At 53.9% G+C, this 13180-nt stretch carries 10 protein-coding genes; 3 read left to right on the forward strand and 7 right to left on the reverse strand.

The features are described from left to right. The first annotated feature begins 34 nt into the window (after positions 1-34). On the forward strand, positions 35-718 hold the full coding sequence (lexA, locus tag Q0O07_RS04880; RefSeq protein ID WP_295491084.1) for a transcriptional repressor LexA: 684 nt from the start codon (positions 35-37) through the stop codon (positions 716-718). Here lexA and Q0O07_RS04885 read toward each other — a convergent pair. Beyond that, complete coding sequence (locus Q0O07_RS04885; RefSeq protein ID WP_295491087.1) at positions 712-2862, reverse strand: ComEC/Rec2 family competence protein; 2151 nt, start codon at positions 2860-2862, stop codon at positions 712-714. The two genes, lexA and Q0O07_RS04885, sit on opposite strands and share 7 nt — an antisense overlap. Before the next feature lie 251 nt (positions 2863-3113). Between Q0O07_RS04885 and Q0O07_RS04890 the strand changes: the two genes are divergently transcribed. Continuing rightward, positions 3114-4400: a citrate synthase gene (locus Q0O07_RS04890; RefSeq protein ID WP_295491089.1), complete on the forward strand. Its 1287-nt coding sequence runs from the start codon at positions 3114-3116 to the stop codon at positions 4398-4400. A 183-nt stretch (positions 4401-4583) separates the two neighbouring features. Here the strand turns inward: Q0O07_RS04890 and Q0O07_RS04895 are convergent, their stop codons facing one another. Then, positions 4584-5807 carry a hypothetical protein gene (locus tag Q0O07_RS04895; RefSeq protein ID WP_295491092.1) on the reverse strand — a complete coding sequence of 408 codons (1224 nt, stop codon included), beginning with the start codon at positions 5805-5807 and terminating at the stop codon, positions 4584-4586. A 201-nt stretch (positions 5808-6008) separates the two neighbouring features. On the opposite strand from Q0O07_RS04895, the gene Q0O07_RS04900 reads away from it, so the two are divergent. Then, positions 6009-8300: a hypothetical protein gene (locus Q0O07_RS04900; RefSeq protein ID WP_295491095.1), complete on the forward strand. Its 2292-nt coding sequence runs from the start codon at positions 6009-6011 to the stop codon at positions 8298-8300. Between the two features lie 16 nt (positions 8301-8316). Here the strand turns inward: Q0O07_RS04900 and Q0O07_RS04905 are convergent, their stop codons facing one another. Genes Q0O07_RS04905 through nuoN form a run of 5 tightly spaced genes read right to left on the reverse strand, consistent with a single transcriptional unit; the run spans position 8317 to position 13179 of the window. Beyond that, entirely contained in the window at positions 8317-8589 is a 273-nt protein-coding gene (locus Q0O07_RS04905; protein WP_295491097.1) for a DUF1467 family protein, read from the reverse strand. Then, a complete protein-coding gene (locus Q0O07_RS04910) occupies positions 8586-10229 on the reverse strand; it encodes a ribonuclease J (RefSeq protein ID WP_295491100.1) in 1644 nt (547 codons plus the stop codon). The genes Q0O07_RS04905 and Q0O07_RS04910 overlap by 4 nt, the downstream gene beginning before the upstream one ends. Next, positions 10226-11011 carry a type III pantothenate kinase gene (locus Q0O07_RS04915; protein WP_295491103.1) on the reverse strand — a complete coding sequence of 262 codons (786 nt, stop codon included), beginning with the start codon at positions 11009-11011 and terminating at the stop codon, positions 10226-10228. The genes Q0O07_RS04910 and Q0O07_RS04915 overlap by 4 nt, the downstream gene beginning before the upstream one ends. A 12-nt stretch (positions 11012-11023) precedes the next feature. Next, positions 11024-11770, reverse strand: coding sequence for a biotin--[acetyl-CoA-carboxylase] ligase (locus tag Q0O07_RS04920; RefSeq protein WP_367271045.1), 747 nt, complete (start codon positions 11768-11770; stop codon positions 11024-11026). Continuing rightward, positions 11737-13179, reverse strand: coding sequence for an NADH-quinone oxidoreductase subunit NuoN (gene nuoN, locus Q0O07_RS04925; RefSeq protein WP_295491106.1), 1443 nt, complete (start codon positions 13177-13179; stop codon positions 11737-11739). The genes Q0O07_RS04920 and nuoN overlap by 34 nt, the downstream gene beginning before the upstream one ends. Position 13180 lies beyond the last annotated feature (1 nt).

Raw genomic sequence — 13180 nt, forward strand, 5'->3', positions numbered from 1 at the left:
TTCCATTCATGTTCAACAGGATGGAACCCTGAATATGCTCACAGCGAAACAGCACGAACTGCTTTTGTTCATTAACCAACGATTGGATGAAACTGGTATTTCCCCGTCGTTTGAGGAAATGAAAGAGGCGCTTGATCTGAAGAGTAAGTCCGGGGTGCACCGTTTGATCGGTGCGTTGGAGGAACGCGGCTTTATCCGGCGATTGGTCAACCGTGCACGCGCGCTTGAAGTGATGAAAATGCCCGAGGGCGGGAATATGGGCAGTAACAATGTGGCCCGTTTTGCGCCTGTGAAGGAAAGCAAACCCCAAATTCAAATCCCTGTTGCCGCCAATGATGTCATGGAAATTCCCTTCCACGGCAAGATTGCGGCGGGTGTGCCGATTGAGGCGCTTGAAGGTCAGAATTCATTATCCGTGCCGATGGCATTGTTGGGCGCAGGGGAGCATTATGCGCTTGAGGTATCCGGTGACTCAATGATTGAGGCGGGGATATTGGATGGCGATTACGCTTTGATTCGCAAGGCAAATACGGCGCGCGATGGCGAAATTGTGGTGGCGTTGGTGCGCGGTGAGGAAGCAACATTGAAGTATCTGCGCCGTGAAGGTCAGCAAATCCGGCTTGACCCCGCCAATGGCAGTTATGAACCGCAATATTATGCGCCGCATGAGGTGGAGGTTCAGGGTAAGCTGGCTGGACTACTCCGCCGATATCATTGATCTGACGCTTCTGCCGCACGCGCGGCTTGGGCAGCCTTTACCCAAGGCATGTTTCGGTTGCCTTCATTGGCGGTAACCACGCGTTGATCATCCAGATAAAAGGCCAGACCGCCGCTTTGCTCCAACAATCGGCGGTCCGCCTTTATCCATTTGGGGCGGCATGACTGCGGTAACCATCGGTCGCTTACGACAATGTCGACGCGTTTGCAGGCTGCGGCCATTTCCATGGACGGTATCGGGTTCCTCGTTCGGGTGGCGAGTAATGTCCATGCGCGCTCCGCTCCCATCAGTGTTATCACGCAATTGTCCAACGTGCATTGGACGCCGGGCCAGTCTTCAATCGGCGTTGCTTTTGCAAAGCTTCCTGCTTTTTCAAAAATCATCCCGCGGACAAAATCACCTGCCCTACCGCGCAGCAACGCCACCTCTCCATCTGCGCTGACTATGGCCAAATGTTTGCCGTCCCCGGTCACCAAAATATCCGGACGAGGGGCCATGACCATGGCGATGATGCCAATCGCACACAAAAGAACACCGCAATAACGGACAGCCGTCGTCAACAAGGCAAATAGCAACGCACCAATAACAAAAGCTGCAAAGGCCCAAATGGGCATAGCAGGCATCATCGTGACCGCGCCGGGCAGGCTACTGACGGAATGCGCGAGTATTAATATCGCGGCGATGCCCTGCCCTGCCAGCCACCAAAGTGGTTGCCCGAGACCCAATACATCAAAAATCAGCGCTAATGCCTCCAAAGGCATGATCATGAACGTTGTCATCGGGATTGCCACCACATTGGCCAAGGCACCATAAAGCCCTGCCTTATGAAAATGAAACAGGGCAATAGGGGTAAGCACAAGCTCAATAGCTAAGCCGGTCAGGATGAGCGATCCAACCGCCCGCGCCGCTTTTCGTAGCAGGCTCTCGTCGCGCCGTTCAGTAAAGCGTTTAACAACTGGCAGATCATGCATGACCACGATGGTCGCAACGGCCGCAAAGCTGAGTTGAAAGCTTGGACCAGATCTGGCGTCGGGCCAGAATATCAGCACTATTAACGCGCCAAAGGCCACCAATCGAAGGGTGAGCGCGTCCCGCCCTATGGCCAGCGCAATCAGGATGAGCACCGCAGCAATGAATGATCGGACCGTGGGCACTTCAGCGCCCGTCAACAACGTATATGCGAGCGCAGCTAAAGCGGCGGTTGCCGCTGCAACCACGGGTATGGGAATCCGCAATGCCAGCCAGGGTGACAAAGACAAAAGGCGGCTGACCGCGATGAAAATGAACCCGACCACCGCCGTCACATGCAAGCCGCTAATCGATAATAAATGCGCCAAACCACTGTCCCGCATGGCTTGTGCATCGGCCGCATCAATATGCCCCTGATCGCCAGTGACCAGTGCCGCGCCTATGGCGCCGCTCCCTTGCGGCATGGATGCCATTATATGCTGAGTCAGCGCGGCGCGCTGCGTCGCGAACCAAGCCCCGCGGTCTGCTTTTTGATGCAACTGCACCTCGCCCAAAGCCGTTCCCGTTGCACCGATCTGTAGAAACCATGCGCGCCGGGCAAAGTCATATCCGCCGGGCAAGGTTGGCCCAGCAGGCGGCAGCAGACGCGCGCGCAGGCGGATGATCGCGCCGGGTTGGAAGTCGTCTTGATATTGTTCCGGTGACAGGTTGACGCGCACAAATGGCGGCAAATCGGAATTGCTGCCAGTTGCGAGCCGTAGCCGAAAGACATTGCGCGCGGAGATGTTTTCAACCGCTTCAATTCGCCCGTAAAACTCCCCAACCCAAATTTTTCCTAAAACGGGCTGGGCAACGGTCGTTGATCGTAAGGCAATCAGGAGAAACCCAAGCATTATCGCCATAGCAGCCATTCGGGCCAACTGCCGCAACCGGCTATAGGGTGGTGCCAAGTTCCCGAAAAACAACAAGGAGGCACTTGACATGGCCAATCCTGCCCAAGCAGAACTGCCAAAAAACTGCCAGAATGCGACGCCGAATCCGATACCAACGGGAAACCATAAGGGTAATTGGTCGCGTTCGCGGTCGAGCCAGTTTTCCAGAACCGCAGACAGCGTCCGTTGCGCACCATATCGGACGTTTCCATCCGCGACAAAATTGCCAAATTTTTGTTCCACGACAGATATTTAGCATCAGAGAGCAAAAGCGCAATTTATCCACGATGCAGAAGCTATTGTTTGCCTTGACGCCCATGGAATTTCCTATCATTGGGCTAGGCAACGATATAGCCATTTTCTCCCCACGATATATTGGCATTTAAACGGTCTTAGATTGTCGTCACGGGCGTCTCCCGCGTCCCGTGAAATTAAAAAAAATGCCCTACTAATGGGCGGTCCGGTAATTAGCTTAGTAGATATGGAGTTTGAAAATGGCCGATAAAAACGCAACGCTAACCGTTGGCGACACCATATATGACTTGCCCATCATGCAGGGTACAGAAGGCCCTGACGTGATTGACATCCGCAAGCTCTACGGGGCGTCGGACCATTTCACCTTTGACCCTGGCTTCACCTCGACGGCAAGCTGTGAGTCCGCGCTGACCTTTATTGATGGTGACAAAGGCATCCTTCTGCACCGCGGATACTCCATCGAAGAGCTTTCCGAGCAGTCCAGCTTTATGGAAGTGTCCTATCTGCTGTTGAACGGCGAATTGCCTAACAAAGCGCAATTGGACAAGTTCAGCCAAACCATCTCGCGGCACACCATGCTGCACGAACAATTGGCAACTTTCTACCGTGGTTTTCGACGCGATGCACACCCTATGGCGATCATGTGCGGCGTGGTCGGCGCGCTTTCCGCATTTTACCATGACTCCACCGACATCAGTGACCCGACACACCGGATGATTTCAAGCCATCGCTTGATCGCGAAGATGCCCACAATTGCGGCCATGGCCTACAAATATTCGGTCGGGCAGCCTTTTGTCTATCCTGACAACAACTTGTCCTACACGGGCAATTTTCTGCGCATGACCTTCGGCGTTCCAGCGGAAAAATATGTCGTGAACCCTGTCATTGAGCGCGCAATGGACCGGATATTCGTCCTGCATGCCGACCATGAACAGAACGCGTCCACCTCGACTGTCCGCTTGGCCGGATCATCGGGCGCGAATCCCTTCGCCTGTATTGCCGCTGGTATCGCTTGCCTGTGGGGCCCAGCGCATGGCGGTGCGAACGAAGCTGCGTTAAACATGTTGCGCGAAATCGGCACCCCTGATCGCATTCCGCATTATATCGAGCGGGCGAAGGACAAGAATGATCCGTTCCGCTTGATGGGCTTTGGCCATCGCGTTTATAAAAATTATGACCCGCGTGCCTCGGTTATGCAGAAGACAGTTCGTGAGGTTCTGACAGAACTGAACATCAGCGATCCTATTTTCGACGTTGCGATGCAACTCGAAGAAATGGCTTTGAACGACCCATATTTCATTGAGAAGAAGCTGTTCCCGAATGTCGATTTCTATTCCGGCATCATCCTGTCGGCAATTGGTTTCCCAACAGAAATGTTCACCGTTTTGTTTGCGCTATCGCGGACCGTGGGTTGGGTTGCCCAGTGGAACGAAATGATTTCGGATCCTGCGCAGAAAATTGGCCGCCCGCGTCAGTTGTATACCGGACCAAATCACCGTCCTTACCCAAGCTTAGACGCGCGCTAAATTATCGTGGAAGGCGGAGCGTAAACATTGCGCCTCCGCCTTCCGCAACTCCAAGGAGCCGCGCGACGACATATGGTGCCGCGCAACTGAAAGCTTCTGGGTGGCCAAACGGTGGCTTCAACGCCAATCCCAAATAGTTAACAACCACGGCTATAGGGCTGTTGGGTTAACGCGCCTTTAAGCTTAGATAGACTTTTTTCCTTCGGCGTCGCGCGTCTTGTTGGCGATTATCAGGACGCTAAGTTGGAATACCATAATCCATTGTAATGCCGAAATTATTCCAACGGTGGCTGTCCCAATGATAGCTAAAAATGCCAAAGCAGCAGGGGAATGCAGCAATTGTTTCGCCCAGTCTGGCATCGCCATTCTGTGGGTAAGATATCCGATTGAGGCCACTGCAAACGCAGCGAACAAGCCATTGTTCTGATCGGGTGTCGTGACATAAGCGCTACCAAATATCGCCAGTATAATCAGCGTCCAAGTGACAACAGACAGGCTTTGTATGTGATCACTGCCATCCGCATCATCTGTTGCCGCCAAACGTAGTGCGTTTGCCGCGATGGATAGAAATGCAGCGACACTTGCTGCTATTGCGTGGTTTCCAAGCCCCAAGGCAACTGCCGCTGAAGCTATCACAGGGCTTGCGAATTTGGTCACAGTTACGGCTGTCGGGCTCTGCCAGATGAGTGGAACGAGACGGGCAAGGATTGGCCCGAACACATATGCCTCAATATACCCTGCCCGGCTGGCCACACGTCGCCGGAGTATCTGGCGATTGAGTTCCGAAAAATCCTGCGCGCCCGTCAGAACGGTTAGCGTGCCATTATGAACATGCTGTTGAGACAGTGGACGGAACGGAACCTTGGCCAGCAACGCCTGCCGCAGCAGGGATGATAGGATGCTCCAGTCCTCTGGCAGGTCACGCAGCATGGCAATAGCGTCATATCCCACAATCGAGACACCAGCCCATCTTGTGTTGATATCAACCCGTTCAAACGCGCCATTTTCGTCACGCCCATCAATGGTTGCGATGAAATTTTCGCTGGATTTAAGAAGCGTTTCAATCAAACCCAGTTGCACATACAACTGCCCTGATTGCACCCATATGCGATCGTCGGCGTCGACGTAACGCAGAATATCCGCACCGGTGCGGACAAAATCGACCGTCAGCTTGCGCAGGCGACACCGGTCGGCCAGCGCGGTTAAAGAACCGTCGACATTTTCGACTTCAATCAGGAACCTTTGGATACCGGCACGCGCGAGCGTCATTATCTGATATTCAATCAAGGACAGGCCCGCCAAGTCCGAACGCACGGCACCGGTCACCGCATCCTGTTCACTACCATTATCGCCTGCAACGGATAGCAAAGCGATGGTCGGGAAAATCGGAGTTCGAACGGAGGCCATTGTCCCGATATGAATGTTAAGGCGGTTTTGCCAACAGAAATATATGATGCCGACCGATATCCCGCATTAAAGCGCTCGGTTGCGATTATTTATTTGCCATAAGAGGACGAAATACGCCTTAGTCCTCGGTCATTTCATTTCCCTTTCTACAATTTGATAAGTTTGCGTTTCTCTCCCCGAATAATGTGTTAAATAGGCTCCATGACTACACGCTCCAAAATCGTCGGCATGAACCGCGAAAACACTGAAACCGATCAAGAAATGGCTTTGCCGGCCATTGGCAGCAACGCCGAAGACGCTGCTGAAGATGATCAAGCGGCGGCCTATGATTATGATGATGTTGCGGACGAAACGCCTCACCGCGATGCTGTCGGGCGATATATTGCCCCGACCCTGTTGTTGGTCGCGTTCGCCGGATGGTCGGCGTTTTTTGGCCTGACGTATTGGTCTGAAGCGCAATTTGCCATGAACAATGACCGGCTTGTAACGCTGATCGCGACTTGGGCCATGCCGACGCTTTTAATTGCTGTCCTGTGGTTGCTGGTCATGCGCAACAGCAGCCGGGAAGCCATGCGCTTTGGCCGGATTGCGAAAATGTTGCGGACCGAAAGCGTTGCGTTGGCCATACGGATGCGGACGGTCAACGAAGAAATATCCCTCGCGCGCCAATTTCTGTCGCAAAATGCGCAAGAACTCGAAACATTGGGTCGCCAGTCATCAAAAAACCTGATGGAATCTGCGCAGTTGTTATCGGCGGCTCTTGCCGATAGCGATGAAAAGGCAAAGACGCTGGAATCGGTGAGTAACGCCGCCAATATGAATTTGGAGCAACTCCGCAAAAATTTACCCGTGGTCACGAGCGCTGCCAAAGATGTCAGCAACCAGATCGGAAGCACGGGTAATGATGCCCAGGTTCAAATTAAGACACTGATCACTGCCCTTGAACGCGTTAGCGAGGCGGGTAAGTCGGTGAGCGAGTATATTGAGAATGTCGAAACGCGCGCCGATGATTTGTCCATCCGGCTAGAGCAATCTTTGGGTAACAGTATAAAGCTGCTGGATAATACGAGCACCGAAGCACTGGACCGAAGCGCCGAAATGGCCACGCTTATGGACAGCGCCGCACAAGCGATTTCCAATGGCATCGCGCAGGCAGCAAGCGATGTCGACGCTCTCGTTACCGGCAGCAAAGCGCAAATTCTGTCCAACCTCGCCGACCTGCGTCGGGCTTTGGGTGACATAGAAGCCCAATCCAGCCAAGAAGAAGCGCGCATACAGTCCATGATCGCGAATATTAGCGAACATATTCAAAATAGTGCCGCACAGATTTCAGAGATTGACCGCACAGCCACTGACCAGACGTCGAAACTTGCCTCTGCCGTATCGGCGCTGGACGAAAGCACCCGTTCGCTGGGAAGCGCCCTGTCTGACAACCAATCAACCACAGCCGACTTACTTGACCAATCGGACAAGTTGATTGCATCTCTCAACGCGGCCAATCTGGAAATAGGTCATAAGATTCCCGCCGCAATGGACAGCGTAAACGCGCGCATGACACAAGGCATAGAGCAAGTGAACTCAGCTCTTGCCGCCGCAGAAGCGCTCGACAATATAAGCGACGGAACGCTTGAAAAGCTCAACGAAATTGAGCAATCATTCTCTGCGCAACATGATGCAGTTGGCGCACTTATGGTCGAGAGCGATGCCCATTTTGCCGCACGCCATGACCAAGTAGATGCCCTTGGCGCTGCGCTCAAGCAAACGCAGGCCCTGCTGCAAGACATGTCGGACCAAGCTAATGACAGCTTGGTAACGTCCTTGCTCCGTGTACGTGAAACAACGCGCGCTGCCGCAGAGAGCAGCCGCAAAATCCTCGATGAGGAACTGGCGCATATTGCTGATCAGTTGACCGAACAAAACCGCGCTGCATTGGCCAATGCACTGGATGCGCAGGTCGCGTCGATGAACGAAGCTGTGCAGGAAGCCATATCGCGCAACATCGAATTGTCGGGAACCGCCTCTTCCTTGGTGACCAAGCAACTCGGCGAACTCAACGACATGACGACGAGCCTTGAAGGCCGAATTGCTGATACCATCAACAGCTTTGAATCGGTCCAAGATGAGAGCTTTGCACGCCGCATGGTGATTTTGACCGAATCTTTGAATTCGACAGCTATCGACGTCACCAAAATATTATCCAACGACGTGACCGATACCGCATGGGCAGCCTATTTAAAGGGTGACCGGGGCGTGTTTACCCGTCGCGCCGTGCGTTTGCTGGATTCGCGTGAGGCAAAGATCATTGCCAAACATTATAGCGATGACAGCATGTTCCGCGAACATGTAAACCGTTATGTGCATGATTTCGAAGGCATCATGCGCCTGTTGCTCAGCACGCGCGATGGGAACGCAATCGGCGTTACCTTGCTGTCGTCGGATATTGGCAAGTTGTACGTGGCGCTGGCGCAAGCTATTGAGCGGCTGCGCAACTAGGGTCGGGCCCTAAGCTTTAAACGGGCGGGTTAAACAATCCGTCGAAACTGTCGCGATTTATCCAGTCATAGCTGTAATTGGCGTAATATAACGCAAACAAAGTAGCCGAAAGCATTGTCGTTCTCAGCAATATCTTCCGAGGCTGAAAATTCCCAGGCGCACTATCTGCTTGGCCGGGGGTTTTTGGCAGGCCTAGTTCGTCATGCGTACGGACACCGATGGGCAAAATGACAAACGCCGACATCACCCAAAAGAGAAGATAAATGGCAACAATCGAGGTCCAGGTCATGCGGTCTCCACTATCAAAACATCCACGATCGGTTTCTTACCCGTCCAGCTTACCGCGACACGGCGCACAGCCAAACGCACAGTTTCGCGCAACTTGTCATAGTCACCCCGATGGTCCTTCACCGCCTTAACAGCAGCGGCAGTGGCTTCTTCCAGAAAATCGTCCAGATCTTCCTCAATCGGCACACCATGCAATCGAATTTCAGGGTTCCCCAGCATCCGGTCTTTAGCATCCAGCGCGAAGGCGACCGAAATCAAGCCATACCATGACAGGCGGCGACGTTCATTCAATGTCGCGCCATCAGCGGCGATGATCGTGTCCCCATCAAGGATCAAGCGGCCAGTGCGTTCCTTGCCGATGATTTTAGGTTCGCCCGGCGCAAGGCGCACAACGTCGCCATTGGACTGAACCACGGCCTTTGGTACGCCGTGCGCCCGCGCAAACCGTGCCTGTTCGGCCATATGCCGGCGCTCGCCATGGACGGGAATAAGGACTTCTGGCCGAATCCAATCATAAAGCGCGGCAAGTTCCGGCTGCCCCGGGTGACCGGACACATGGACATGCGCCTGCTTTTCGGTAACCGTCAGGATGTTACGTTCGGCAAGCTTATTCATGATAACGCCAATGGCGATTTCATTACCCGGTATCTGCTTCGACGAGAAAATAACCGTGTCGCCTGCTTCCAGCTTCACGGGATGATTGCCCTCGGATATGCGCGCCAAAGCGGCGCGCGCTTCGCCCTGCCCGCCAGTGGCGACCACGATAACATCCTTACGTGGGAGGCTATCGACGCTCTCCATATCCACCGTCTTTGGCATATCTTTCAGATAGCCATTGGCCTGTGCGGCTTCAATAATCCGGTGGAGCGAGCGCCCTGCGAAACATAAGGTGCGACCACTCTCGCGCGCGACTTCGCTTAGGGTCTGCAACCGCGCGGCATTAGAGGCGAAGGTTGTGACAACGACCCTGCCCTTGGCGGCCTTGACGGACTTGAGCAAATCATCCTTCACGCTGCCTTCACTGCCGCTGGTTTCTGGATTGAATACGTTGGTGGAATCGCAGACCATCGCCAACACTTTGCTATCGCCAATGGCGGTCAACGCTTCTTGGGTCGACGGCGTGCCCAATACCGGGCGCGGGTCCAGTTTCCAGTCCCCTGTATGAAAAATTTTCCCATAAGGCGTGCTGATCAAGCAAGCGCTCATTTCGAGGATCGAGTGGGCCAAGGTGACCAATTCAAAGTCGAACGGCCCCAAGGAAAACGCGCCTTCCATCGGGATCACGTTGAGTTCCACAATGTCGGCAATGCCTTCTTCCTCCAGCTTGCCGCGGATGAGCGTTGCCGTGAAGGGTGTGGCATAAAGTGGCACGCCCAAGTCGGCGGCAAAATAAGCAACTGCGCCGATATGGTCTTCATGGCCGTGCGTTAGGACGATACCTAGAAGGTCGCCCTTGCGCTTTTCAATAAATTCCAGATCAGGCAGGACAAGGTCAATGCCGGGATATTCCGAATTCGCAAATGTAAGGCCCAAGTCGACCATCACCCATTTGCCCTGACAACCGTATAAATTGACGTTCATTCCAATTTCGTTGGACCCGCCAAGGGCAAGAAAAAGCAGTTCATTTTTTGGGGTCGTCATGAGTTAATGTCTCTATTCCTGTATAAAAGCGCCAGCCCCCGCAGCGTCAAATCGGGCTCTACCCGGTCAAATAAATGTCCATGTTGCTGAAACAATATGGCCAAACCACCGGTTGCAATGACCGATACGGGTTCACCAATTTCAGCTTTCATCCGTGCGAGTATCCCTTCGATCATCGCCACATAGCCCCAATAGATGCCAATCTGCATTTGTCCAACAGTCGTTGTGCCAATAACGCTTTCATTTGGCGGCGGTTCGATTGCAATTCGCGGCAACATGGCTGCAGCGGCATAGAGCGCATCGAGTGACAGGTTAACGCCCGGCGCGATGCTACCCCCGCGATAGGAACCATCTGGCCCAATATAATCAAAGGTCGTTGCTGTGCCAAAGCTGATGACGACCTTGTGCCCGTCGGCCAAAGACTGCGCCGCAATCGCGTTTACGGCGCGATCAGCGCCAACGGCGTGCGGTTCCTTTACGCGCAAGGGGATACCCCAACCAACGCCTCCGCGTCCGGCAACTAAGGCCTCACATCCAAAATAGCGCGTCGCGAGCAACTGCAGATTGTGCAGAGCACGCGGCACAACCGTGGCGATAATGACCGCTTTAATATCATTGCGGCGAAAGCCGGCCATCTGGATTAATTGATCCAACCATACGGCATATTCATCCGCCGTACGCCGCGCATCGGTCGCAATGCGCCATCGCTGCAATATTTCGCCAGCGTCATCGACCAATGCAAATTTCACATTGCTGTTACCCGTATCAATCGCGAGCAGCATAGCCCACCCCTGCTAAATTAGAAAAACATCGGCAGCGTGAATGGCACGAATTGATCCATCCGCCAAGCGAAGCCGCAACGCACCATCATCATTGAGGCCGGAATAAAGGCCATCCACTTCCTCACCATCAGGTAATTTCGCCGACAAGGCTGTGCCGCGTGGGTGGGCGTGCGCGTCCCAATGCCGGACGATAATGTTCAGCCCCGACTGCCGCCAGATTTTGAGATAGCGCGCAAACGCCTCGGCCACGATCTCCAATGCTGTCTGCGCATCTGGCGGTGTTGCACCAAGCGTCAATAGGTCAGACACCTTCCGGTCCAGATTTTGCGGATGCCAGACAAGGTTAAGGCCAATGCCCACGACCACTGCATCCGACGCACGCTCCAACAATATGCCGCATAACTTTGATCCATCTTGCGCCAGAATGTCATTCGGCCATTTCAGGATGATATCAACTTGCGGCGCCAACTGTCGGACCACGTCATATACTGCAACGGCCGCTACAAAAGCTAGGCTCGCCGGCAAAGGGTCCGTATCGCGCAAGCGCACAATGCAACTGGCAAAGAGGTTACCCTTTGGGCTTTCCCAAACACGGCCAAGTCGCCCACGCCCGCCATCTTGCGCATCTGCGCGAAGCCATAGCCCTTCGGGTGCGCCTTGCGCCGCCCGGATTAAGAGGTCCGCGTTCGTTGACCCAGTGAGCGCAACTTCTTCAAAGATAGGCGTCAGAACAACGCCCTCGCAGCATAAGCTGTCCACAGGCCAAGCGCAGGTATGGCGAAATAGCCCAAAGGTGAGTTCGCAGCGGCCAATAGGCCACCGGTCCAGACGAGAACCTTATCATCGCTGTCAACAATCACATCCGCAGCATCATCAAAATACATGACCTTGACGACCTTCAGATAATAAAATGCGCCAATGACGGATGCGGTTATGCCGATGACCGCCAGTGGTAACAGGCCAGCGGCCACAGCGGCGTTGAACACCACAAGCTTACCCCAAAAACCGAATAAGGGCGGAAAGCCCGCAAGGCTGAACATGAAAATGGCCAACGCAGCAGCCAAGGGCGGACGCGTCTTGGATAGACCGGCTATGTCGGCAAACTCTTCACGATAGCCGCCATCCTTATCCTTCAACTGCATTAGGCAGATAAAGCTGCCTAAGGTCATGGCAACATAGATCACCAAATAGACCAGCATCGCAGAAATGCCCTGCTCCGTTCCCGTGGCTAGCCCAATCAGGATGAAGCCGACATTGTTGATCGAGCTATAAGCCATCAGCCGCTTCAAATTTTGCTGACCAATGGCGCCAACTGCACCGATGATGATCGACATCAACGCAACGGCGATAATGATTTGCTGCCACACCAATATTTGCGAGCCAAATGCCTCAAGCACGATGCGGATCGTCAGTGCGATGGCGGCAACCTTTGGCGCGCTCGCGAAGAAGGCGGTCACGGGCGTAGGTGCGCCTTCATACACGTCCGGCGTCCACATGTGGAACGGCGCGGCGCTTATCTTAAAGGCAAGGCCAGAGAGGATGAATACAATGCCGAAAATCAAGCCGAGGCCGACTTCCGCATCCATGGCCGCGCCGATAGCAGCAAAGCTTGTCGATCCAGCAAAGCCATATACCAAAGACGCGCCGAACAAGAGCATGCCGCTGGCGAGTGCGCCAAGGACAAAATATTTTAGTCCTGCTTCGGCTGAACGGCCGTCCGAGCGCACAAAGCTGGCGAGCACATAAGCAGATAAGCTCTGCAACTCTAGACCGATATAGAGAGAAATCAGGTCGGTTGCCGACACCATCACGCCCATGCCAACACAAGACAACAGGATCAGCACCGGATATTCGGCCCGCATGGCCCCCGCATTTTCCAAGAAGCGGGGCGCAATCATCAACGAGATCGCGGCCGCAATGAAGATCAGTATCTTGGAAAAATTCCCGAAGGAATCATTGACCAAAAGACCATCAAAGGCGGATAAATTTGTGCCATTCATCATAAAGCTGATGACAAACGCAGCAGCGGCACCAAGCGCCACTATCGCCAATATGCTAATCAGGCGGCCCGCCTGTTCACGCCACGCAGCCAAAAGCAGCAGGCCAAGCGCAGAAAAGCTCAAGATGACTTCCGGACGAACCAGAGAAAGAGAGGCGTTCAGTTCCATT

It is taken from the genome of Sphingorhabdus sp. EL138 (genome assembly GCF_945890115.1).
Taxonomy (GTDB): domain Bacteria; phylum Pseudomonadota; class Alphaproteobacteria; order Sphingomonadales; family Sphingomonadaceae; genus Sphingorhabdus_B.

Bases quoted from the DNA above. Each gene is read 5' to 3' on its own strand.
- nuoN (WP_295491106.1), bottom strand. From the start codon at position 13,179: ATGGAACTGAACGCCTCTCTTTCTCTGGTTCGTCCGGAAGTCATCTTG.
- Q0O07_RS04900 (WP_295491095.1), top strand. From the start codon at position 6,009: ATGACTACACGCTCCAAAATCGTCGGCATGAACCGCGAAAACACTGAA.
- Q0O07_RS04910 (WP_295491100.1), bottom strand. From the start codon at position 10,229: ATGACGACCCCAAAAAATGAACTGCTTTTTCTTGCCCTTGGCGGGTCC.
- Q0O07_RS04895 (WP_295491092.1), bottom strand. From the start codon at position 5,807: ATGGCCTCCGTTCGAACTCCGATTTTCCCGACCATCGCTTTGCTATCC.
- Q0O07_RS04890 (WP_295491089.1), top strand. From the start codon at position 3,114: ATGGCCGATAAAAACGCAACGCTAACCGTTGGCGACACCATATATGAC.
- Q0O07_RS04915 (WP_295491103.1), bottom strand. From the start codon at position 11,011: ATGCTGCTCGCGATTGATACGGGTAACAGCAATGTGAAATTTGCATTG.
- lexA (WP_295491084.1), top strand. From the start codon at position 35: ATGCTCACAGCGAAACAGCACGAACTGCTTTTGTTCATTAACCAACGA.
- Q0O07_RS04905 (WP_295491097.1), bottom strand. From the start codon at position 8,589: ATGACCTGGACCTCGATTGTTGCCATTTATCTTCTCTTTTGGGTGATG.